Annotated in this window: 19 protein-coding genes; 18 read left to right on the plus strand and 1 reads right to left on the minus strand. The window is 35.3% G+C overall.

Features of this window, described 5'->3' with window-relative positions:
* Positions 1 to 37 precede the first annotated feature (37 nt).
* From mnmE to ACFSQ0_RS00135, 8 genes are all read left to right on the plus strand, one after another.
* Positions 38 to 1435 (plus strand): tRNA uridine-5-carboxymethylaminomethyl(34) synthesis GTPase MnmE, encoded by a 1398-nt coding sequence (mnmE, locus tag ACFSQ0_RS00100; RefSeq protein ID WP_379042384.1) that lies wholly within the window; start codon positions 38 to 40, stop codon positions 1433 to 1435.
* Positions 1436 to 1600: 165 nt separating this feature from the next.
* A complete protein-coding gene (locus tag ACFSQ0_RS00105) occupies positions 1601 to 2023 on the plus strand; it encodes a helix-turn-helix domain-containing protein (protein WP_379042387.1) in 423 nt (140 codons plus the stop codon).
* A 7-nt stretch (positions 2024 to 2030) separates the two neighbouring features.
* Positions 2031 to 3125 carry a phage integrase SAM-like domain-containing protein gene (locus ACFSQ0_RS00110; protein ID WP_379042390.1) on the plus strand — a complete coding sequence of 365 codons (1095 nt, stop codon included), beginning with the start codon at positions 2031 to 2033 and terminating at the stop codon, positions 3123 to 3125.
* Positions 3125 to 4108, plus strand: coding sequence for a DUF6617 family protein (locus tag ACFSQ0_RS00115; protein WP_379042393.1), 984 nt, complete (start codon positions 3125 to 3127; stop codon positions 4106 to 4108). Before ACFSQ0_RS00110 ends, ACFSQ0_RS00115 begins: the two co-directional genes overlap by 1 nt.
* A gap of 185 nt (positions 4109 to 4293) precedes the next feature.
* On the plus strand, positions 4294 to 4596 hold the full coding sequence (locus ACFSQ0_RS00120) for a helix-turn-helix domain-containing protein (RefSeq protein WP_379042396.1): 303 nt from the start codon (positions 4294 to 4296) through the stop codon (positions 4594 to 4596).
* Positions 4593 to 4889 carry a helix-turn-helix domain-containing protein gene (locus ACFSQ0_RS00125; RefSeq protein WP_379042399.1) on the plus strand — a complete coding sequence of 99 codons (297 nt, stop codon included), beginning with the start codon at positions 4593 to 4595 and terminating at the stop codon, positions 4887 to 4889. The genes ACFSQ0_RS00120 and ACFSQ0_RS00125 overlap by 4 nt, the downstream gene beginning before the upstream one ends.
* Before the next feature lie 169 nt (positions 4890 to 5058).
* Complete coding sequence (locus ACFSQ0_RS00130; protein WP_379042402.1) at positions 5059 to 5784, plus strand: BT4734/BF3469 family protein; 726 nt, start codon at positions 5059 to 5061, stop codon at positions 5782 to 5784.
* Positions 5781 to 7514, plus strand: coding sequence for a DUF3987 domain-containing protein (locus tag ACFSQ0_RS00135; protein WP_379042405.1), 1734 nt, complete (start codon positions 5781 to 5783; stop codon positions 7512 to 7514). The genes ACFSQ0_RS00130 and ACFSQ0_RS00135 overlap by 4 nt, the downstream gene beginning before the upstream one ends.
* 37 nt (positions 7515 to 7551) lie before the next feature.
* On the opposite strand, the gene ACFSQ0_RS00140 is transcribed toward ACFSQ0_RS00135, so the two are convergent.
* Positions 7552 to 9156, minus strand: coding sequence for a reverse transcriptase domain-containing protein (locus ACFSQ0_RS00140; protein WP_379042408.1), 1605 nt, complete (start codon positions 9154 to 9156; stop codon positions 7552 to 7554).
* Between the two features lie 490 nt (positions 9157 to 9646).
* Between ACFSQ0_RS00140 and ACFSQ0_RS00145 the strand changes: the two genes are divergently transcribed.
* The 10 genes from ACFSQ0_RS00145 to ACFSQ0_RS00190 all read left to right on the plus strand — a co-directional run bounded on the left by ACFSQ0_RS00145 (position 9647) and on the right by ACFSQ0_RS00190 (position 25188).
* Positions 9647 to 9943, plus strand: coding sequence for a helix-turn-helix domain-containing protein (locus ACFSQ0_RS00145; protein ID WP_379042411.1), 297 nt, complete (start codon positions 9647 to 9649; stop codon positions 9941 to 9943).
* Positions 9944 to 9961: 18 nt separating this feature from the next.
* Positions 9962 to 12037, plus strand: coding sequence for an N-6 DNA methylase (locus ACFSQ0_RS00150; protein WP_379042414.1), 2076 nt, complete (start codon positions 9962 to 9964; stop codon positions 12035 to 12037).
* 32 nt (positions 12038 to 12069) lie between these two features.
* Positions 12070 to 13479 carry a restriction endonuclease subunit S gene (locus tag ACFSQ0_RS00155; protein WP_379042417.1) on the plus strand — a complete coding sequence of 470 codons (1410 nt, stop codon included), beginning with the start codon at positions 12070 to 12072 and terminating at the stop codon, positions 13477 to 13479.
* A complete protein-coding gene (locus ACFSQ0_RS00160) occupies positions 13479 to 15695 on the plus strand; it encodes a restriction endonuclease subunit S (protein ID WP_379042420.1) in 2217 nt (738 codons plus the stop codon). The genes ACFSQ0_RS00155 and ACFSQ0_RS00160 overlap by 1 nt, the downstream gene beginning before the upstream one ends.
* Positions 15696 to 15774: 79 nt before the next feature.
* The gene (locus ACFSQ0_RS00165) at positions 15775 to 16803 is read left to right on the plus strand and encodes a virulence RhuM family protein (protein WP_379042423.1); all 1029 of its coding nucleotides are present in this window, start codon (positions 15775 to 15777) and stop codon (positions 16801 to 16803) included.
* A gap of 64 nt (positions 16804 to 16867) precedes the next feature.
* Positions 16868 to 18955, plus strand: a complete 2088-nt coding sequence (locus ACFSQ0_RS00170; RefSeq protein WP_379042426.1) for a Piwi domain-containing protein — start codon at positions 16868 to 16870, stop codon at positions 18953 to 18955.
* A 2-nt stretch (positions 18956 to 18957) separates the two neighbouring features.
* A complete protein-coding gene (locus ACFSQ0_RS00175) occupies positions 18958 to 20676 on the plus strand; it encodes a UvrD-helicase domain-containing protein (protein ID WP_379042429.1) in 1719 nt (572 codons plus the stop codon).
* Positions 20669 to 21817: a hypothetical protein gene (locus tag ACFSQ0_RS00180; protein WP_379042432.1), complete on the plus strand. Its 1149-nt coding sequence runs from the start codon at positions 20669 to 20671 to the stop codon at positions 21815 to 21817. Before ACFSQ0_RS00175 ends, ACFSQ0_RS00180 begins: the two co-directional genes overlap by 8 nt.
* 1325 nt (positions 21818 to 23142) lie before the next feature.
* Entirely contained in the window at positions 23143 to 24156 is a 1014-nt protein-coding gene (locus ACFSQ0_RS00185; protein WP_379042434.1) for a hypothetical protein, read from the plus strand.
* A 390-nt stretch (positions 24157 to 24546) separates the two neighbouring features.
* Complete coding sequence (locus ACFSQ0_RS00190; protein WP_379042437.1) at positions 24547 to 25188, plus strand: DUF6266 family protein; 642 nt, start codon at positions 24547 to 24549, stop codon at positions 25186 to 25188.
* Positions 25189 to 25378 lie beyond the last annotated feature (190 nt).

Consider the following 25378-nt stretch of genomic DNA (forward strand, 5'->3'; position numbering starts at 1 on the left):
TTTAGGCAAAATTTGATTACTTTCTTACCTTTGTGCTATGATTTTAGATGATACCATAGTAGCCTTGGCCAGTGCCCCAGGAGCGGGAGCAATAGCGGTCATCAGAGTGTCGGGACCCGATGCCATTGAAAAAACAAATCCGGTTTTCAAAGCTAAAAATAAGGTTCCGCTCACTCAACAACCTACGCATACCCTGCAATTGGGTCATATAGTAGATCAAGAACGGGTAATTGATGAAAGTTTGGTGAGTGTTTTTCACGGTAAACGCTCCTATACGGGCGAACCTACCGTAGAAATATCCTGCCATGGAAGTCCATACATTCAGCAAGAAATCATTAATCTGATGCTTAAACAAGGCTGCCGAATGGCGAAACCTGGAGAGTTTACGATGCGTGCCTTTCTCAATGGAAAAATGGATTTGAGTCAAGCCGAAGCTGTAGCCGATTTAATTGCCAGTGATAATGCGGCCAGTCACCAAATTGCTATGCAGCAAATGCGAGGAGGCTTCGCTTCAGAACTGCAACAATTAAGAGATGAGTTACTCAATTTTGCCTCCTTGATTGAGTTGGAACTCGATTTCTCGGAAGAAGATGTAGAGTTTGCCGATCGTGCAGAATTCCAGCGCTTGGTCAACCGAATCCAAAAAGTATTGAATAAATTAATCGATTCTTTCGCAGTGGGTAATGTATTAAAAAACGGTATCCCGGTAGCCATTGTTGGAGAACCTAACGTAGGAAAATCAACTTTGTTAAATGCACTGTTGAATGAAGATCGAGCCATTGTGAGCGATATTGCGGGTACAACTCGAGACACCATCGAAGATGAAATCGCTATTGGCGGAGTAGGATTCAGGTTTATAGATACTGCAGGTATCCGAGAAACCACCGATACTATTGAAGGCTTGGGTATTCAAAAAACCTTTCAAAAAATCGAACAAGCTCAAGTGGTATTGTATTTATTTGATGCCAGTAAAATCAAAAACGATCAACTGAGTATTAAGCAAGTAAAAACCGAAATTGAAAAGATTAAAAATAGATTTCCAGGTAAACCCTTACTAATAATCGCCAATAAAAAAGATAGTCTTACCCAAGAAGAGCAAACTGCTTATAAAAAGGCGATAACCGATTTGCATTTGATTTCGGCCAAAGAAAAACTGGGCGTAGAAACCATACAAAACCGATTGTTAGATTTTGTAAATACAGGCGCTTTAAAGAGTAATGATACTATTGTAACCAATTCAAGACACTATGAGGCTTTGCTAAAAGCCCAGGAAGAAATCAATAAAGTTCAAGAAGGGATGCAAATGGGATTAACAGGCGATTTGTTGGCAATAGATATTCGTCAAGCCTTATATCATTTTGGGGAGATCACGGGGCAGGTGTCAAATGACGATATACTCGGTAATATTTTTGCAAACTTCTGTATCGGAAAGTAATTACTTTTCCTTTTATTAGCTTTTTCTTGTTATACAAGGGTTTATACGTTAGTTATTACTTCTTTTTTGTTGCCTTTTTGCTTTTTTAAAGCTATATTTGTTGTGTATCTGTTGCCTGTTAGAGGTATTTGTTGCCTAATTATCAGGTTTAGGAAACAAGGCGAAATGATGCACCATATTGCCCCACGTTGCACCATAACGCTACATAATGTACCATTTATGAGCAGTAATCTTTACATCCCAAAAACCTGTCAGCATTGTGGTAATCTCTTTACAGCACGTACAACCGTTACCAAATACTGTGGCGACAGTTGTGCTAAGAAAGCTTACAAGGCACGAAAGAGAAAAGAGAAAATTGATGCTGCGCTTCAAGAAACTAAAGCAAATCAAGAAGCACAAGATTCGGTAACGATTTCAACAGACAGTTTATCCAACAAGGATTTTTTAAGCATCACCGATGCATCTAAACTGATAGGTGTTAGCAGATGGACCATTCAAAGAATGATTAAGCGTGGCCAGCTTAAAGCTGTGCCATTTGGCAGAAAACATATTATTGCCCGTCACCAGATAGAAAACCTTTTTAATTAGTAGCCTTATGAAAGTCACACTCAGAGAACGCAAGAAAAACGGAAAAATAGCCTTATACCTCGACTACTACAACAAAGGCAAACGCAAGACTGAGTACCTCAGCTTGTATCTCATTCCAAATCCGAAAACGAAAAATGAGCGCACCGTTAATAAGAAAACACGCGCGTTAGCGGAAACTATCTGGGCGCAACGCCAAGTTGAAATTCAGCAAGGTCAATATGGCTTTAATGACATTGAGAAGCTTAAAGGCAGTTTTACAACCTACATCACCGCTTTGGCAGAAAAGAAAAACACAAGTTCAGGTAATTATGGTAATTGGTACAGTATGCTTAAACACTTCAAGGCGTATCGACCAACAGACATTACGTTTCAAGACCTCGATAAAGAGTTTGTAGAGGGCTTTAAAGACTATCTGGATAAAAAAGCAATCGGTAGAGCAAACAAACCGCTATCCCAAAATTCCAAGTATTCTTATTATGGTAAGTTTAATGCAGCTTTAAAGCAAGCCGTAGCAGATGGCATCTTAAAATCCAATCCTGCAAATGGTGTTTCTAATTTCAAACAAGGTGAACCACAGCGAGAGTTCCTTACGCTGGAAGAACTTCAAAAAGCAGTAAATACTGAATGTGAATTGCCACAACTCAAAAAGGCATTCATTTTCTCTGCTCTTACTGGCTTACGCTGGTCTGATATTGAAAAGATGAAATGGTCAGAAATACAGCATTCCAAAGAAAGAGGTTACTATGTGCGATTCAGACAGAAAAAAACCAAAGGAGCAGAAACCCTTCCTATCTCAGACCAAGCTGTTGAATTATTAGGCGAGCGCGGTAATGATGATGATTTAGTATTGCCTGGCTTACATTATAGTGCGTGGACAAATCTAAAGCTACAACAATGGATGATGAATGCAGGAATAAGTAAAACGATAACGTTCCATTGCGCTCGTCATACGTATGCAACCTTACAACTCACTTTAGGAACAGATATTTATACAGTTTCCAAGCTATTAGGGCATAAAGAATTGCGCACCACGCAGATTTATGCTAAAGTTATCGATGATAAAAAGCGTGAAGCGTCTAACCGTATTAAACTCGATTTATAATGATAAAAGACATTTTTGCATCACTAATATCGATCACCAAAGGTCTTCATAGGGATAAACGAACTGATAGAGAGTTCAGGGGTTTAGTCTGCAACCAAAATGTAAAGATGCAGTACAAGGAAGCGCCACTTTTTATGATTGAGTTTCCAGAAAGAGCTTTAGGCGACAAACGCAAATACTACAAGAACTTAATCGACCAGGAAGCCAATAAAAAATTTAATGAGATCATTTCAAGCTTTCCTGCGAGTGCCACCGAACCAGAACACATCTTTAATTATAAAAGGCTGTTCAATCAGCATCATTCAAACCTTGAACGGGTAAAAAGCTACATAGATAAATACGAGCATTCGCGGGAGTCCATCCGCAACGAGGATACGTTTATAATTCAGTATTTAAAGGCTAATATGATTTGGCTCTATTTAGAACTTCAGGAACGTTTTGGAAAATATGGCGATGAAGATATTTTAACTACTGAGGAAATCTACCAATATCATTTTAATGAAGTTTTGGATGAACTCGAAATTAAGCCTTCGGAAATCGGCAAAACTGCAATCAAAGAAAGAACAGTTGAGCCAGCATTCAATGCAATCGAAAGCGACTTGCCTCACAGACAACCAAAAGATAAGGTAATTGCCTATAAAGATATTGTGCAGCATTCAAAGAGTCTAGCAAGAGCGGAAGAAATGATGTTCGAAGCCGACATTATCGACAAGGATTATAATTTCATATCCAATACTAAGCGTAAAAACAAATCGGTATTGGGTGTGCTCTATTTCCTGTTTATAGAGAAAGACTACTTCAACAAGGTAAAAACTGATCCTTTTAAACGGATTAAATCGACTGATATAGTACGATTCCTAAACCATCGCTACAATACCGATGCTCGCAAGCAATTTAAAACTTTTGAGAACAATGATGCAGAGCGCAATGACTTAATAAGTACCGAATACATCCTAAAAAACCTACCAAATAAAATTCGGTAATTCATTGGTTTAGTTCCAATTATCATTTCCATTTTAAATTGTAAGCCGTTGTTTTTCAACGGTTTATTTGTATTTCCATTTCCGCAATTCATATCCGTTTCTATTTGAATTACCTATGTACTGTCCTTGACGAGCAAGGGCGACATTAGCGCTGATGTCCTTTTTCAATTTAATCCATAAAGAAGATGGACACGAATATTAAAGAACAATTAAACCGCATTGAAAAACTGTTGACGGAACAACAGACAATGCAAAAAACGGTACTCAATTTTAATGAAGCTTGTGCTTATTTAGAATTATCGCAATCGCACTTGTACAAACTCACAAGTACGAGCGCAGTACCTCATTACAAGCCTAACGGCAAAAAAATTTATTTCCAACGAGAAGAACTTGACCAATGGTTGCTACGCAACCGTATGGACTCAAGGGATGAAATCGAGCAGCAAGCTGCCGATTATCTAATAAAGAAAGGAAAGGTGCAGTTATGAAAGAGATAATCGACCTCATCCTGGCGCTCTCACAGGAAATAAAGTACATAAAAGCCTATATCCAGCTTTTAAAGCAATCACGAGCAGAGCGATTAAAAGACTCGTGGATTGACAACCAAGATGTTTTGCAAACCTTGCACATAAGCAAGAGAACGTTGCAAACATTTCGCAAAAACGGCACCTTGCCTTACAGCAAGATACAAGGTAAATTCTACTACAAAGTTTCCGATATAGAGAAACTACTTCAAAGCAATTACTATAACCCAAATTTTAAGTGTGATGGAGTTAAGTAGAAAGAACATTTTGGCAAAAACACATTATGGCATAAAGATATATGCCTATGTGTTGAGACAATTCTATCCCGATACAACCGTCCTTTCCCTTTCGGGAAGGACGTGCGGGATAACGCGTAACCCTTTTAATGCAGATAAGGAAACCTTATCGATTCGTATTGAGGACGGTATGGCTCTTCATAGTGATACAGAATACAAAAGTTTCTCAGGCGATGCCTTCGACTTTGCACAGTTCTATTTTGAAACCAAAACAGAAGACGAATTACTGAACAAGATTAACGATGCCTTGCATCTCAATCTTTCAGTTGAGGAAGAAGATGAACTAAGCTGGTTGGATGAACCGGATAACACTTGGTACACAGACTGTAGCTTTTTCAAAGCGCCAGTACGCAATGTATTTCCTTCGAAAACCTTGCGTTTGGGCAAAATTCATCAACTGATTGTTAGCGATAAGTACAAAGCCATAACCGAGGAACTTAGGGCAATCGAGGATAGTAAGGAAAAACGGAAATTCAAAGCTAATCGCTTTGATTACGTCACATTCTCAGGAGTATTTGAACGCAGAAATGATAAGTTTCTGCAAAAGCATTCCAACCTTATCACACTTGATTTTGACCATTTGCAAGACATAGAAAAAGTCAGGCAACAACTACTTGATGATGAATATTTCGAAACCGAAATGCTTTTCATTTCACCATCTGGCAATGGCTTAAAATGGATTGTTCGCATTGAGCTGGGAGAATTCACGCATCAAGAGAACTTCTTGGCAATTACAAATTACATCAAACATACCTATAACCTTGAGGTTGACGCATCGGGAAAAGACGTTTCCAGAGCCTGTTTTTTACCGCACGATGCCAATGCCTACTTACATAAAAGACATAGACTACTATGAAAAAGAACTTCAATCCTAAAGACTGGTTGCATCAACCTAAGATTGCAGAGCAACCTATAGCAACCCCAAAAGCAACCCCTGCGGTTGGCATTGATAACAATGACATTGAAACCTACATCACGGCCATTGAACAATCTGGAATAGATATTACTGGCGATTATGCGCGCTGGCGTGATATTGGTTTTGCTTTTGCGGAAGCGTACAATGAACAAGGCAGAGAGTACTATCACAGAGTCAGTCGCCACTATACTGGTTATGACCAAAAGGAATGTGACGAACAGTACACAAAATGCCTGAATGCCAAAGGGCACGGCATCACGATTGCAACATTCTTTCATTATGCACATCAGGCAGGAATAAAACCGCAACGATCACAACCACAGGTTGCAACCTTGCCAGTTGCAGAAGCAACCAAAGAGCAACTACCTACCTTTCCAGATAGTCTCTACGACACGATACCTGATTTTCTAAAGCAGGTAATTGTGCCAGCAAACAGTAATGAAGAAAGAGACATTATGCTTTTGGGTGCGCTTACCGCTTTTAGTGCCTGTTTCCCTAATCTGTTTGGGATTTATGATGAACGCAAGGTGTACAGCAATCTGTACCTATTCGTAACCGCACCAGCAAGCGCAGGAAAGGGAAAGCTTAACCAAATCAAAAAGCTGGTTTCACCCATCCACAAGCTACATCGGGAACAAGCCAAAACACTGAAACAACAATTTGAAAGTGAAATGGCTACATACAATATGAATAAGGGTAAAAATGAAAACCTTGAGAAACCGGGCAAACCGCCAGAACGTATGCTTTTTATTCCTGCAAACAATAGTGTGACTGGGGTTTATCAATTAATTTCAGATAACAAGGGAAAGGGCTTAATGTTTGAAACCGAAGGAGACACTTTAGCGCAAGCCTTTAAAAGTGATTACGGTAATTATAGCGATGGATTTAGAAAAGCATTTCATCACGAAACAATTAGCTATTACCGCAGAACAGATCGCGAGTATGTAGATATTGAAAACCCTTGTTTATCTACGGTGTTATCAGGTACACCTAAACAAATAGCAGCATTAGTTCCTAATGCAGAAAACGGCTTATTCAGCAGGTTTATATTCTACTATATGAACATCAAACCAGTCTGGAAAGATGTATTTGCCAAACGTGCCAAAGTCGGTTTGGAAGAACATTATGAGCAACTGGGCAAGGTTTTTTTAGGACTATACAGAACCCTCAAAAACAATCCGCCTATTGAAGTGACGCTTTCGCGGAAGCAACAGCAGCAATTCAATGAGTTTTTTGCAGCCTTGCAAACTAAATATATCAACTTGCAACCTGAAGAATATATTGCAACGGTAAGACGCTTAGGCCTAACCGCGTTTCGCTTCACAATGCTTTTTACAGCCTTGCGAATTATGGAAGATGGCGATGTAAATAAAATTAAGAAGTGTGAAGATGTAGATTTTGAAAACGCTATTGCGATGATTGAAATACTAGTAAAACATAGCAGTAAGGTATTTAATGATTTACCTATAGAGCCTAAAACACAAAAGCGACTTAACAAAAAAGAAAGGTTTCTAGAGCAATTAGCCATAAAATTTACGAGGCAAGATTATTTAAAAGTAGCGAGCAAGCTTAAAATTCCGCATAAAACAGCTGAGGGCTACATTACAAATTTTGTAAAAACAGGACTTGTACATAGGGATGCTCACGGCAAATATGAAAAGCCATCTTAAAACAAAACCGAGGGAATACCTCGGTTTTACTTTGTAATTATCTGCGCTTAGTCGGTTTCAATTTAGTTTTTTTATTTCTAATCAACCTGTGAAAATTACTTTCAAATTTTCTAGTTTGCTTGTTTATCGTATCTTCATTTTCATTCAAATCTTTCATTACAGAATTAGCTTTCATTAAATAGCTAAAGTAATTCCCCCAATTATAAGTCTTCTCAGGATCTGGAAGATATTTATTAGGACGTTTAGGATCAGGTATTCGTTTTAAAACTCGCTTACCACCTAGTATGGTAAAACGTTTAAAAAGTTTATTCTTAAAAAGCCCTTTGTGTTTATGATGTTTTTTATTGGCATAAAATTTACCGCGTTTGATACTGCGTATCATACTACGGTAATATTTTGAAATCCCTTGTGCTTTAACATAAACCCTTTTACCTGTATATTCAAAACCAAGATACTCTAGTTGATGGTAGGTATTAACCTTATCTTCAGGACATACTAATCCGCCTTTATAATAACCGTCAATAAAAGAATACCTGTAGAGTTTAGTTTTATCTGGGTGAATATTAAGATTACAACTATTCGTATCCCTAATAGCATCAAGCATAGTTTGATGAATAAAATTTTCAGACTCTCTCGGACAAATCAATATCAAATCATCACTATAACGCTGATAAAAGCCACCTACAGATGTAATAGCATTATACATAGCTTCATCAAAACTAAGCATATAGATGTTCGCTAAAGTAGCACTCATAGGGCTACCTTGTGGTATCCCTTTTTTAGAAAAAGAATTTTTGTGTTGTTTTAGCCCTTTCTCACCACGTCGCTCAGAGTATACCAACTGACTGTGATATTTATAAAAATCTTTCTTTTTACAAAATGCTATAACACGTTCTCTTTTAAAGTTCACACGTTTAGATACTTTTTTCTGCTTCCAGATAATCTTTTTAGGGTTATTAGGTTTATTGCGTTCAACCCACAATCTATCATAAAAAGTATTATGCAGTTCATTAATTTTTACATAACGTTTTTTAGTGAGTGCTTTAAATACATTGTAATGGTCGTCAGGCATCGTTAGCCTATTCTTATCATCATATTTATTTAAAACCAACTTCCAATGATGATGTAAAATTTTATGGTCTAACTCATCAAAGAAATTAGATACATCTGCCACAATAATACTTACAGGTTTACCCTTAAAATTATTTATAGCAGAAAATGCATCGTGAGCAAACTCAATGTTAGATTTATTACCTTTTGCTTTATTCCCTTTTCTTATTTTTCTATAAGCTACAGGGCAATCTTTATAAGTTTTTCTTCTCAAATAACATTCATACATAACACTCAAATAGTAACTGTAATAACTGAATATTAGAGAATCTAAATGGGATGCATAAAGTATAGGACGTTTTTTGGGTGGGTCTTTAGGTTTACGTATACGCTTTCCATATACATTTTTATCTGAGTTTTCAGGTCGAAACTTACGTTGTATTATTTCACGTTTTATAAATGGTGTAAACCTGTGTTTTTTTATTCTATCTGGATCTTTTACGTACTCAACTAACCAAGATTTATCTCTAGGTTTAAAAGGAAGACCAATATGTGGATATTGTTTTAGTTTGTACCAATCTTTTACAGCCATAATAAAAAAATGAGCTGACCGGGACTATATTTTCGCCTATATGTGGTAGTACATCCATTGCTATTTTATTGCAGAATTAAATCCGCTCATAGATAGCGTCCCTACGCTAATTAGAATACTTATTGCTGTATTAATTATTATTATAAATATATCAAACAATATGACACATTTACTCATTAACAGCTTATTACAGTTCCTTGTAAGGTTACTGCTCTCTTTCCTACTAAAGGGAAGAGATACAATGCCTCACTTTGGAATGTTCAATCAAACTATGGACAACCCATAGTTGGGTGTATTCCAACTCTTCAGCTAGAATACCATAAGAAAACGTACATACCGGCTAGCCAGCTCTTTTCCCAAATATATTAATATTTATATTCCTACAATATTTTATTTTTCAAATTGTTAAAAATTGTTCTCTTCTTTTTATCAGTTCTTTATTTCTTTTTCTTACATTAGACAAATATTGACAAGTCAAACTTCCCCTATAATGACCTTTGGTGAACATATAAGAAATTTACGAGAACAAAAGCAATTATTGTTGCGTGAGGTCGCATCGCAAATGAATATCGACACAGCCTTACTAAGCAAAATTGAACGCAACACACGAATAGCAAGAAAAGAGCAAGTACAAGCTTTAGCAGTAGCTCTCAATGAAAATGAAACGGAGTTATTAAAAATCTGGATGGCAGATAAAATAACAGAAATGCTAAAAGACGAAAAGAATAGTACGGAAATCCTCAAAATTGCTGAAGAAAAAATTAAGAACTTTAAAGATTTAGAATAAAATAACATCATCATATAAATGACACTTACCGAAATATTAAAAGATTCCAACTACAAGTTAACCCAATTTCAACCTGAACAAATAGAGCGTTTAGAGGCTACTATTTTTACCAAAGATGTAAGAGGAAAAGAAACCCCATATATTAAATGTTTAGTACGCAATAAGGATATAAAGTTAACCCCAGAAGAAGCGGTTAGACAACTATACTTAATGGTACTAAATGAAGTATACGATTATCCATTTGATCGTATGGAGTTAGAATATGCAGTAAGTTTTGGTCGCGAAAAAAAACGTGCTGATATTGTCGTTTTCGACAAAAAAGATACAAGGGCTATTTATTTAATGGTAGAGCTTAAAAAGCCAAAGTTAAAAGATGGTAAAGAGCAATTAAAATCCTATTGTAATGCCACAGGCGCACCCATTGGAGTGTGGAGTAACGGAGATTCTATTTCTTACTATCACAGAAAAGACCCTAACTATTTCGAAGATATTTCAGCAATACCAAACGCCAATGAAAAATTATCAGACATACTTTCTGAGCGTTGGACGATAGATGATCTTATCAAAAAAGACAAACTTGTTACAGAGAAAAAATCTCTAAAAGATTTGATTCTCGAAATGGAAGATGAGGTATTAGCAAATGCAGGTGTAGATGTATTTGAAGAACTCTTTAAACTCATTTTTACCAAGTTGTATGATGAAATGGAAAGTGGTAGAGATAAAACCAGGCATTTAGTATTCCGTAATTATGGAGATACAGAATCTGAATTAAAAGAGAAAATTCAAAAGCTCTTTGAAAAAGCCAATAGCAAATGGGAAGGCGTATTTTCTGAAGATGCTAAGCTAATGTTGACACCCTCGCACTTATCGGTTTGTGTGTCATCCTTACAGGATGTAAAACTATTCAATTCAAACTTAGATGTAGTAGATGAAGCGTTTGAATACTTGATTAATAAAAGTAGTAAAGGCGAAAAAGGACAATACTTTACACCGCGCTATGTTATTGATATGTGTGTAAAAATGATGAATCCACAAGAACACGAAACTATTATTGATACGGCAGCTGGGAGTTGTGGGTTTCCTGTACATTCCTTTTTTCACGTAAAAAATCAAATTCACAAGGAGGAAGGTATTGTTGATGATGAATTAATGACAACCAAGCCACCGATACCAAGAGTTCAAGATTATGTACAAAACAATGTGTTTGCTATAGATTTTGATGAAAAAGCGGTACGTGTAGCCAGAACATTAAATTTAATTGCTGGTGATGGTCAAACCAATGTATTGCATCTAAATACATTAGATTATGAGCGTTGGGATGAAAAAACAGATGATGAAAACTGGCAAGATACCTATTACACAGGCTGGAAAAACTTAAGAAAGCAAAGAGCTAGTAGTAGCTCTAACAGAGATTTCAATTTCGATGTATTAATGGCAAATCCACCATTTGCCGGAGATATTAAAGAAAGTAGAATATTAGCTAAGTATGAATTAGGGAAAAAACCAAACGGCAAATACCAAACTAAAGTAGGTAGAGACATTCTGTTTATAGAGCGCAATCTCGATTTCTTAAAACCTGGTGGGCGTATGGCAGTAGTATTGCCACAAGGTAGGTTTAACAATAGTAGTGATAAAAACATACGCGATTACATTGCAGAGCATTGCCGCATATTAGCAGTAGTAGGTTTACACGGTAACGTATTTAAACCACATACAGGTACTAAAACATCCGTGTTATTTGTACAAAAATGGGATGATACATTATGCCCTAAGGTAGACGATTATCCTATTTTCTTTGCAACAATGCAAGAGCCAAGTAAAGATAATAGTGGCGAAAAAATCTTTGTCAAGAAAAGTGAATTTCCAAAGGCTACAATAGCTAACAAAGATGCAGATGATGATGCTGTTGCAGAGCCAGTAGATCATTATGATGAAAATCCTTTAAATCTTGATGAGTATTTATTAGATACCCACGGTCACCTTATTGTAAAACACGACTTATACAATCACGATGGATTAACTAAAGACGGTATAGCAGAAGCCTTTATAGAGTTTGCTAAAAAAGAAAAACTGTCTTTTGTGGGAAAGCTTTAAGCCCTTTTAACGAAACCCGTTATAGGGAACTGTTGGAAGGGCTGGAAATAAGGGAGAAATTGTTGTCTAATTCTTATGAAAATAAAGACTTCAGAATTGATAGTCAGTTTTTCACTCAAGAGCCTTATCATAATCCTAAATTAAAATATGATAGTATAGGGAACTTAATAAAAAGGGCACAGTATGGTATTTCTATTGCAATGAATGAAGAAGGTATTGGTTATCCTATTTACAGAATGAATGAAATACATAATATGTTATGTGATTCAGATGTATCAAAATCTGCTGACATCTCTAAAGAAGAATTAGAAACATTTACTTTAAATGACAGAGACGTTGTTTTTAATAGGACTAATTCATTCGAATGGGTAGGAAGAACAGGATTATATAAAAAGAAAAATTCAAAGAATTATGTGTTTGCATCTTATTTAGTGAGGTTTATACCAGATGAAGATGTATTACTTCCTGAGTATTTAACTGCTTTTCTTAACTCAAAGTATGGTGTGCAAGATATTAAAAGAAGAGCTAGGCAATCTATAAATCAAACCAATGTTAATCCAGAGGAAGTAAAAGCGATTGATATTCCATTATTATCTAAACCTTTTCAAAATCATTTAAAGAGCGCTTTTGATATCTCTCATAATTGTATAATTAAATCTGAAGAAAAATATAGACAAGCAGAAAAACTTTTAATTCAAGAAATAGACTTAGAAAACTTTACACCAAGTACAGAAGGTGTGAATATAAAGGTACTAACAAATAGTTTTGGTAATTCAGGTAGATTAGATGCAGAGTATTACCAACCTAAATATGATGATTATTTATCAAAAGTTTATACATATGAAAATGGCTATGATAATATAATATCTGCTTGTAGTATCAAATTAAAAAATTTCAAACCAGAGGATAATAAGAGTTATAAGTATATAGAGTTATCAAATATTGGTAAAACGGGAGACATAACGGGTTGTACTATTGATTTAGGTAAAGAATTACCATCTAGGGCTAGACGTAAAGTTAATCTTGGAGATGTAATTGTAAGTTCTATTGAAGGTAGTTTAGATTCCTGTGCTTTGGTAACCGAAGAATATAATAATGCATTATGTTCTACAGGGTTTTATGTAATAAATTCCAAAAATATTAATTCAGAAACTTTATTAGTATTATTCAAGTCAGAACTAATGCAAAACTTGTTAAAACAGAATTGTTCCGGTACAATATTAACATCACTCAATAAAGATGATTTTTTAAACATTCCAATCCCATTGATTGACAATGAAGTCCAAAAAAATATTAAAAACTCAATAAAAGAAAGCTTTGCACTAAAAAAACAAAGTGAACATTTATTAGAAGTAGCCAAAAGAGCAGTAGAGATAGCTATTGAAGAAGGGGAAGATAAAGGGTTAGAATATATTAATGTGAATACTAAAAACCTTAATTAATGAATTACATTCACAACAGGGATTTTACATCGGGTTTAGAACACTACGCTACAGTACTAGAGGAACTAACAAAATCTAACAATGAAGATTATAGAGAATCCTTCTTTGAAAATATCAAAGAAGATAGGCAATTGTATATGCACTATACACCCAATCAATTCTCTTCTTTAATTACAAATTCTGTATCAAAAACACCTAATACCGTTTTAGATCCTTGTTGTGGCTTAGGTAATATCTTGTATTTTCTTCATAATAAATTTGATGAAGCCAAACTTACAGGTATAGAAATTAATACTACTATCGCCAAAATAACGCAATTACTCATTCCTGATGCAGAAATTAACAGTGCAGATGCTTTAACATATACAGGTTATAGCACATACGACCTTATAGTAGCGAACATACCTTTGGGGTTACGGCTAAATTATCAAGGTAAAAAAATGTCTTCGGAAGAAGCGTTTACACTTAAAACACTAGAGTTACTTAATGAGACAGGCGAAGCTTTTCTCTTTTCTAGTAATGCATTCCTTACTACAACTTCATCGGCAAATGTTAGAGAAAGTATTATGCCAAACATAAATGCTATAGTAGCCTTACCTGTTGCTAATCCTTCATATTCAAGTGTCAAACGCTATCTAGTGCATCTTACAAAAACATATACAGAAAATATGCACTTTGGGGTAATAGATAAAATGAAAGATATTAAAAATACTATTACAGATCATTTGTCATTAACATTACCCAAAAAAGACCTTGAAAACCGCCTTAACCCTGAATATTACTTAAGTCTTAATTCAGGTAAATATGATTTTATAGATGAATTTGAAACTAAAAACTTAGAAGACCTTGCTGAAATTATAAGAGGGGCATACATAAAGCAGGATAGAAAAAAAGCTCAAGGTAATTATCTGTTAATTAGACCAATTGATATAAAAGATAATACCGTTCTTGTGAGCGAAAAGTCAAGGTATATAAATGTGCTTGATAGTAAAGCTGAAGAAAGAGCGTTAGCACAACCAGGTGATATACTTATTTCAACTGTTTTTAACCAAGGTAAAATATATAGAGTAAAGCAAAATGATCCACCAATCGTAGTATCTAATAATATGGTCATTTTAAGAGGTACAGATAATGATTACCTCAAAGTATATTTTGATACAGAAAAAGGGAGAGAAATATTCAAAACCCAAACAGAAGATTTACAAACAGGAGCGGTAATTCCCCAAATTTCTATTTCAAGTTTAAAAAGAATTAAAATTCCAATATTTCCAATTGAGGATATTAGTAGTTGGGGTGATGATGCTATAGAACACGCAGACAAAGAAGAGCTAGAACAACTTAAAGAGCAAGTAGAGTATTATAAAGCAAAGCTAGAAGAGCATAAACGTAATGCCATTTCAATAGATGGGTTCAAGCAAATACTAGAGAATAGAGACAAAAAGATTTTAGACGAATTACAAAAAATAGGTACTAAGCTCGATTCTATTTTAGAAGTACTAAATACATTACAGGATGATTTTACAAGAATCAAGTCCAACAACAGAGATGATGAAGAAAAAATTTTCTTACTGCTATCATCTTTAGATAGGCGCATTAAATCGGTTTTAGATGAAAAGCGCGAAACCATTGAAGAATATGAATTGCTTACACAACGCTGGCTTCATTTATGGGAAGAACTGCATCCATCATCAAAGAAATTCTTACCCTTAGCAGAATTTTTATATGATGAATTAGTCAATCTCAAAGAACCTGACTTTTCCCCTTTTGTATTACAATATTGCCGAACATTAGAAAATGAGATATTAATAAAACTATTTCAAAAATATCATTCAGAAGGTTTAGCTAATGTAAATATTGAAGAGCTTGTAACCTATGACATAGAAAATCGTACAAAAGCAGCAAAATTTGCTCTATATGTTAAAAGAAACAATACACATTATCCTTTAGGAGATATGCATTGGATTTTAAACTTAATGAAGCCAAAAGGGAGTACCTATAAAAAAAGTCTGTTACTACAACATTTCAGAGCATTTTGCACAACCTATTTTCAAGAAGAAATTACAAGTGAAGACTTTTTGAACCAAATTCAGACAATTCAAAAAGAATATAGGAATAAAGCGGCACACGTCAGCACTTTAGATTTAAAATCAGCTGAAGAATGTAGAGATTTATTAAGAAAAAGTTTGAATCAATTTTTAGAAATGAAAATTTCTTAAATAACAGAATAAATGATTAACATTATAACGTACAAAAGCAGGTTAATAATTCGTAAAATAAATTGAAATAACTAGTAGTATGGCAAACCAATTACCACAAGAAAGCGAGTTTTTACTCTACACAACACCGCAAGGCGAGGTAAACTTGCAAGTACTTATTTTAGACGAAACCGTTTGGCTCACCCAAGAAGGGATGCAAGAATTGTTTGGCAGAGCAAAATCTACCATTAGCGAGCATATTTCTAATGTATTTCAAGAAGGTGAACTCATAGAAGAAGAGGTTGTTCGGAATTTCCGAACAACCACAAAACACGGTGCTATAAAGGGTAAAACACAAACACATACCACCAAATTTTACAATCTAGACGTTATTATTTCTGTGGGCTATCGTGTAAAATCGCTTCAGGGTACACAATTCCGTATTTGGGCTACAAAAACCTTACGCGAGTATATTATCAAAGGCTTTGCTATAGACGATAACCGTTTAAAACAAGCACAAAGCACATTCGGAAAAGACTATTTTAGAGAGTTACTCGATAGAGTACGCTCTATACGGGCTAGTGAGCAACGCATTTACCACCAAGTAACACAAATATTTGCAGAGTGTAGTATAGATTATAATCCTAAAAGCGAGATTACAAAAAACTTTTATGCAATGGTGCAAAACAAGTTTCATTTCGCTATAACAGGACAAACAGCAGCCGAAATTATTCATAAAAGAGCAGACAGCAAAAAACCAAAAATGGGCTTAACCACCTATAAAAATGCACCAGACGGCAGAGTCTTAAAAACCGATGCTAAAATCGCAAAAAACTATCTCGAAGAAGACGAAATTAAAGAACTAGAGCGCAACGTTTCTGGCTACTTCGATTATATAGAAAACCTAATCAAAAGACGTAACACCTTTACTATGCAAGGTCTTGCAGAAAGCGTAGACAAGTTTTTAAACTTTAACGAATATCAAATATTAGAAGGTAAAGGACGTATTTCAAACAAACAGGCAGTTGCAAAAGCAGCTAAAGAATATGATACATTTAATAAAACCCAAAAAATCATTTCAGATTTTGACAAACATCTAAAACAAGCAAAAAACTCAGGAAATAATTAATAACGAAGTATAATAATTATAAAAAACCCCAAGCCCAATATGTAAACTAAAAAAATAATATGTTATGAAAGAACACATCAAATTCAACATACTTAACTTCAATTGGCCTCGTAAGCTTTTAACTTTTTACGTGTCACTCAATAAAGAAGAAGGTGTAGACACCATTCATTACAGAAAGTTTCCGTATAACATTACCGATGTGTTCAGTAAGGAAGAATTAGAGGGGAAAGAAGAAATTTATACCACTTTTACAACACCCAAAAAAGACTTCAAAGCTTTAAAAGTAGATTGTAACAATGCCAATCTAGACCTGTACAAGCAGTTTCTTAACACTCAAATAAGAAAGTATTTTGATAGCCTAAACATCATTAATCGCAAAAACGGTGTGCTTAAAGATAGACAAGTTTGGATAGTAGATAAAGATAACTATCATAAAGATTTTCACTATTACGATAGATATACGCTTAAAATTCAAATAGGCCAAGTTTCAAAACACCCCGAGTTGGTCGTGTCTTACAATGGTACATCAAAAATTTTAAAAAAATCAATACTAGAACTAGAAGATTCACATCTGGCAACCAAGGCTATTTACAGAAATAGAGTAGTAAATCTACAAGTTGATAAAGATACACCTGAAAAACAAGAATTCTACAACAGTTTGATTTTAGAAGAAGTGTTCCCGCGTTTAAATCCTAAACTTCAAAGAGCGCTCAACATTCCTTTTAAATTTGAAAAAACTGAAAACAGATATACCCAATATCTTGAGAAAATTGAAAAATTCACCAAAGAATACCTTTATACCGAAGATTTTAAAAAGATATGCGATTTTAGAAGTCAAGAATTTATAGATGCTCCATTAAGCCGCATAGGTCATATACCTAAAGACAAAGGTCTATTAGAATATGGTAAAAATGCTCAGGGTAATAAGCAAACTGGCATCACACCAAAATTAGAACTCAATAGATACAGACCTTATTTTAGGCCACCCAATCCAAACATCAAATTCTTTTTTATTTATCACAAAGAACACGAGGCAACCATAAAAAAACTATGGGGGTATCTTAAAAAAGGGACAGGTAAATACTACCAAGGTTTAAAAAAATTCATCGATATTCCTGTCAATTCAGCACCAAAGCACTTCATAGAATTTGAAAATAAGAAAAACCCAATTCCTGAAATAGAAGAAAAACTTGGCGATTTAAAATGGGATCCATCTGTTGCATACCTCGCATTTTACATTAGCCCATACACCCGTTTTGAATCCGACCCCGAACTAAAGAATATTTATTATCAGTTAAAAGAATTATGTCTTAAAGAAGACATTATGACCCAAGCTATAGATTTTGAAGATTTACAACGCAACATCAATAACTATCAATGGCACTTAAACAACATTTCACTGGCCATTCACGCTAAATTAGGCGGTAAACCTTGGAAACTCGCGCTTACTGAAAAGAAAGAATTGGTTATTGGTGTAGGCGCATTTACTAATCAAGAAAAAAATCACCGTTATGTAGCAAGTGCATTTAGCTTTCAAAACAATGGTATTTTCAATAGGTTCAATTGTTTTTCAAAAACAGAAACTGAGGTATTAGCAGGAAGCATCGTTACAGCAATCCGAACATTTTTTAACCAGACCGAAGCAGATAAGATTGTGATTCACTTTTATAAGGAAATGAGTAAAAAAGAAATGCAACCCATTCTTGAAGGTATGCATAACCTTAACTTGGAAAACAAGCCTATTTACATTCTTAATATCAATAAAACTGAAACTAAAGACATCATAGCATACGACACAGATTTTGTAGATAATCTGATGCCTTATAGCGGTACATTCATACGCTTAGGCGAGCGTAAATTTTTATTATTTAACAACGGTAGATTTGAAGGCGAACGCTTTTATGATTCTGATGGCTTTCCATTTCCAATTAAAGTCAGTATGAGTAGCCCTAATGAAGATGCTTTTGAAGATGAGAATGTAATTACTGAGTTGCTAACACAAGTATTTCAGTTTAGTAGATTGTACTGGAAATCTTTAAAACCTCAAAATGTACCTATAACAATTAAATACCCTGAAATGGTTGCACAATTAGTACCACGTTTTAAAAACGATATTGATGAGGAAGCAAAAAATAAACTTTGGTTTTTATAGCTATGAAATTAACTAAAGAACAAAAAGCTATAATCAATTCTGAAGGCAACATTCGTATTAACGCTATTGCTGGTTCGGGCAAAACGACTACAGTAATTGAATATGCTGCAAGCAGACCCAAAACAGCTAAAATTCTATACTTGGTATTTAATAAATCTGTTAAAACAGAAGCAATACACAAGTTTAAACAAAAGGGCTTATCCAACGTCAAGGTAGAAACTGCTCACTCTCTGGCACATCGTTACATAGTTAGGAAACACAATTATAGAGTCTGCCAAGGATACAAGTCACACGAGTTAGTACCAATATTAGGTTTATTCGAAGATTCACAACGTCACGGTGCGTACATATTAGCAAATCACATCAACAAGTTAGCATCATATTACTGTAATAGTGATGCTGAAAGAGTAAGCGATTTAAAATATTTGGAAACACTAACAGACCCAAAGGCAAAAGGTTTTGTTTCAAAGTATTTAGACACCATAGTTGAAAAAACAGAATACTTCATCGAACGAATGGATAAAGGTGAAATAGATATCATACACGATTTCTACCTCAAAAAGTACCAACTCTCTTTTCCTAAATTAAAGTATGATTACATACTATTTGATGAAGGTCAAGATGCCTCAGCAGCTATGCTCGATATTTTTATGAGCCAAGAGGCAACCAAGGTAATTGTAGGTGATACGCATCAACAAATATATTCTTGGCGATATGCGGTAAACTCTTTAGAAAAAACACAGTTTAAGACATATAACTTATCTACCAGCTTTAGGTTTAATCAAGATATTGCAGATTTAGCAAAAAGCACATTAGACTTAAAACGAAATGTAGTGGAGTACAATGCGGTTTCAATTCAAGGCAAGGGAAATTGTGATACAATTCAAACAAAAGCAATATTAGCACGAACAAATTTAGGCTTATTAGTCAATGCAATAGAATATGTTGTTGAAGAAAATAAAGCATCTAAAATTTACTTTGAAGGCAATATCAATTCTTATACTTATGCTGAAGATGGGGCATCACTTTACGATATTTTAAACCTACATCAAGACAAAAAACATCTGATTAGAGATACACTGATTAAGGGGATGAAGGATTTAGAGGATTTAGAGGATTATATTAAGAAAACCGAAGATGTTCAATTGGGCCTAATGGTAGAGGTAGTAAAAAAATACGGCGATAAAATTCCTACCATTATTAAGGAAATTAAAACAAAGCACATCAATAGCGATAGAAAGGATGAAGCAGAAATCATCTTTTCAACCGTGCACCGCAGTAAAGGTATGGAATATGATGCGGTAAAGTTGGCAGCAGATTTTATTGATAAAGATAGAATACAGCACCTACAAGACGAATACGAAGGTTTATTAGCAGATAGAATAAATGAAGAAATAAATCTCTTATATGTAGCCATAACAAGAGTGAAGAATACATTGGTAATTCCAGAAAATTACATTCCCGATTATTTTAAATCATCCCCCAATATAAAACCTATTGCCGTCCCGGTAGAAGAAGATCAACAGATCGATGGAAATTCCCCTATTGCAAAAGAAATTCAAAAAAAGTACCCAAATGCCTTTACACCTTGGACGTTTGAACAAGACCAAATACTAAAACAGGGGTTACGTGATGGTATTACTATCAAAGGGATCGCAACAACCCTAGAACGCTCAACCAAATCAATTAGAGCAAGAATGAAAGTTTTATCAATTGAATAAGTCTATAATGTCAAATAAGTCTTTAACCAGAAAACAATTATATGATTTAGTTTGGAGTAAACCAGTTACCCATATTGCTAAGGAATATGGGTTTTCTGATAATGGTATACGTAAGATTTGCAAAAAGTATAACATTCCATTACCTAAAAATGGGTATTGGTCTAAAATTAAATTCAATAAAAAAGTAACTAAAACAAAACTGCCTAAGCAAGACGATAATCCCCAAATCACTTTAGAGAAGTCTATCTCTGTCGTTTCTGGTGGCAACCATATCAATTCTCAGATGGCTTTAAGGAAAAAGGAACTTAAGGAAATAGAGGATTTGACGTTTACAGTTCCAGATCGCATATCAAAACCGCATAAGTATGTAACGGCCACCAAAGAGTATCACAAACAGTTGAAGATAATACGAAAACGAGGTGGCTGGAGTAGCGATGTGGATTCATCAGATGCTTTGAATATAAATGTGTCAGAAAGCTTAGTCCCAAGAGCCCTCAGAATATTTGATACGTTACTTAAAGTTTTTGACAAAAGAGGTTACAAGATTTCCTCAAATAAAAAGACAGAAGTAACCATAAATGGGCAATCCTACTCAATACGCATCACGGAGAAATCAAAGAGAGTAAAACGAGAAGACAATCGAAGTTGGGACTCTTACGTTTTTGTTCCCACGGGTAGATTATGCTTAAAAATTGATGATTACTCACCTATAAAAGAATGGGCAGATTCAAAAACTAAACAATTAGAAGAAAGAGTTCTTGATATTCTTTCTTGGTTAGAAATCAGGGCCAAAAAAGATGAGGAACAAGCAATCCAAAGCGCTCTATGGCGTAAAAAATTTGAGGAAGAAAGAGAAAGAGAAAAGCAACTACAAGCCTTAAAGGATAATGAATTGAATCGTTTTCAACAATTATTTGATACCGCATCTAGATGGCATAAATCCCAATATCTGAGAAACTACATCAATGAGTTTGAAAAATATGCACTTGATTCAAAAACGCTTGATTCCGATAAACAAGAGTGGGTTAAATGGGCAAAGGAAAAAGCAGATTGGTACGACCCCTTTATAGAAAAAGAAGTCGATCTGCTAAAGGATATTGATAGAGATACGTTAAAACCTAAAAAGAGAAACTATTGGTAGTAAAGAAACACACTAAAAGCCCCACCTTCGGCACTTACTCGTTCATTCGTTCCGCGCGCTTCACTCATTCAGTCGCAAAAGCCTACGGTTCCGCGCAGCACCAGCAATAGTTTTATTAGGCATAGGATTTTTTAAAGAAACGAAGTTCAAAACTATTGCTCGTGCTTCTTGCCTTTGCCCTCGGGTTTTCTCTTTCAATTAAACAGCAGTACAAACAATAAACATTCGGGAAGGCAGGTAATAAGGTGTTCGTCAGTTGTTCCATTTAGTTCCATAAAACATATCTGCAAGCCAGCATCGATTTTCCATTGTCACCTCGAGCGCAGTCGAGAGGTCTTAAATACAAATAACACTTTTACAGGTATGGCTTGCATATACCATAAATAGCCCCACTGCGGCGACACGTCCTCGCTGGCACTATTTATTTGTTTTATTACACACACTTCACGCCTTCCTCACCCGTAGCTACTCTTGTCCCTTAAAATCCCAATAAAGTCAGCGCGATGCGCTGTCATAATAATTAAGGGTCAACCGCTACTTAATGCTTTGCGAGCCTGCGGGTCGCTTCGGGCTACGACCTAAACCCCATAGCAGAATTTCGTTATGAGAAGGTCAAAACGCTAAGAAATCAATCTTTAAGATACAAGAGCATAGTGATAACTACGCTTGCAGGATTTTAAAGAAGCAAAGCGATTGAGTTCGACGCGTTTTTTGACTTAAGAATAGGTAGTCTGCTATGAGGTTTAGGTCTACAGGCTGTCACAGTTTTTGAGTACATCCAAGTCACAATATGAAATCACCGCAACCATTTCAAAAAGCTGTATTGCAATCATAAACCAACCACCTTTAAACGACATTTAAACCATAATTAAACAGCGGATGATTACATATTGCAACCGCTCACAAGAGCAGCTCATTACGTCAGCAATTTAAGCCAACGCACCACGGCAGGTTATACATCTCATATAGGAATGTCAATCACAAATCATCTATTTCCTCAAAATCCGCAATTCCTTAAATCACCTTTTTAAGAAAGATGATAACCTACCGCCACCGAAATAAATTGCTTCCTACAATCACTGCCCTTGCCTTTCCCACCGCATCAAAAAACTGCGCCAGCCTTGTGTATAAACATAGCCGTGAGAGCCTTCCGCTCGAATTTAACAAACAGCCGTAATATACTCAAACAGTAGAAACCCAATTGAACAAACTCGCTACAGGCTATCACTCACAGCACCCTCGCTCATCTCGCAGTCGGCTCGCGCCTTTTGATTACCTGCTCAACAAATATTTTGAACTACCAGTTATTTAAGTAACTTTATAGAATGAATAAAATATTCCGTACTTATAACACATTAAACGCTTCCATATTTGACCTTATAAGCGGTACAACCGAGGTAAAGCAAACATTAGGTTTAGCATTTCTACTATCACAAGACAAAAAAACTCTACAAGCATTCCTAAAGTTAGACGAGATAAAAAGAGTTACAGGAAACATTAATCTAAGCAAGTTCAGCAAAGTAATCGTCCATTCTGAACTTATTTCAGAATCAGGTAAAAGAGCAGATATTGTAATTCAACTCTATAAAAACAATGAACCCGCAATAGCTTTAATAATTGAAGCAAAGACAGCTTCTAAAAGCGTTAAGGGTAAAATGGTCATAGACCAATTACAAGCCTATTTAAAGCCAGAAGAATTTCCTTTACTATCTCAATTTAACACTTACGGTTGCACCTTGACGAAGAACGATGTAGTAATAAACCATCAGAGTATCACGGCAGTTTCTTGGCATCGAATCTTCGAGTTCTTAAACAAACAAAAAGGGCTTGCTCAACAATTTTTATCTTTCATTTCAAACATCAAAGGAACTATGAAATTTTACGAAAAAGAAGTTTATTCAATTCCAGCAGGAGGTAGCTTTAAATATCAATATGATCATCCATTTATTTATGAATGTCCAAATGAAGGACACCAATATACCTCAATGAAAAAACCACTGTATTTAGCTTTTAGAAAAAGTCCTGGTGGGATTATGGAAAAACTTTTTGGAGTTGACGACGTTATCATTATGAATCCTCACACAGATTTTGAAGCCTTTTGGAATAATAAAGCCTACACTAAAGAAGTTAAAGACCGTGTGAAGTACTATTGTGATAATGTATGGAAAGGCCGTTACTATGATAATAATGAAAAGCAATTTTTCATTCTTTCAAAAACAAATCAAATAGAATTACCACACCATCCAAAACCATTGAAGAACAATTCTTTCAGGGCATATTACAAGTTGTCAGACATTCTTGATAGAAGTACTAATATCGTTGAGAAAGATAGAGATTAGCGAAAGAGTAAAAAGAAGGCAAATATAGATGGCTTCCACCGCCTACCGCTATATTCCAGTAAAGCTCAAGCCACAAGGGTTTTGAAAAAAATAGTACGCTACAAAATGGCGTACTTTTTTTAAAACCCTATCCAAGCGCACGATTTTTTCCAAAAAGCTTGACAGAAATGCCACGCCATCAGCAAAACGGCTTTCTTTTTTCTCTTTTTCTTTTAAAAAAATGTGTTCATTTTCTTAGTTTAATGCAAAACACAGCAAAAGTCTGCAACCGAAACTGATAACATCTATTTGCACAGAAGTTGCCATATATTACGCAGAACTGGTATTGCTTCAGGCCAAAGCCGTACCAAGTCCGAATCAAATTTTGTTTAACCCCAAAAAATCAGAACAATGGGTAAAATAGCACAAGGAATCTTAGGTGGGCTTTCAGGTAAGGTTGGAAACGTTATCGGTGGAAGCTGGAAAGGAATTGACTACATCAGAATTAAACCTTCAAGTGTAGCCAATCCTCGAACTGAAGGTCAGGTAAACCAACGAAACAGGTTTACTGTGACTTTGGAATTTTTACAGGCAATTAAGCCGTTTATCAAACAAGGATACAAATCGCTTGCGATTAAGAAAACCGAGTTTAATGCGGCTATGTCTTACATCTTGAATAATGCAGTAATCGGTACTGCACCAAACTTTAACATCAATTACAATGATGCTTTAGTTAGCCGTGGAGGACTTTCAGGCGTTCTAAATGGAACAACTGATTTAACCAACCCTGGCGAAGTAACTTTCGACTGGGATGATAACTCAGGAGAAGGAAATGCCAATACGACCGATAAGGCAATGCTATTGGTTTACAATCCTGCAAAGAAAGAATCTATTTCTGTGATTGATGGTAACCTCAGAACTTCAGGAAGTCAAACCGTAGTCATACCGGCTACTTATGCAGGAGATACTGTAGAGCTGTTTGCAGCCTTCATTACCGCAGATGGCAGTCAAGTATCTAACAGTACTTATTTAGGCTCTGGAACCGCTCAATAAGTCTTAGGATTGAAGTTAGGAAACCGCTCTTTGTGAGCGGTTTTTTTATGCTCTATTCATTAAATTTTCTATCTTAGTGACCTAATAATGATAGTTTACCGTTTGTGTTTATTTGCTGTGAATTATCCCTTTTCTGAATTATTTTGTATGCTATTTGTTGCCCAAATGCTCTAACCCTAATAAATATAAG

This window comes from Mesonia sediminis (genome assembly GCF_042684705.1).
In the GTDB taxonomy this organism is placed as follows: domain Bacteria; phylum Bacteroidota; class Bacteroidia; order Flavobacteriales; family Flavobacteriaceae; genus Mesonia; species Mesonia sediminis.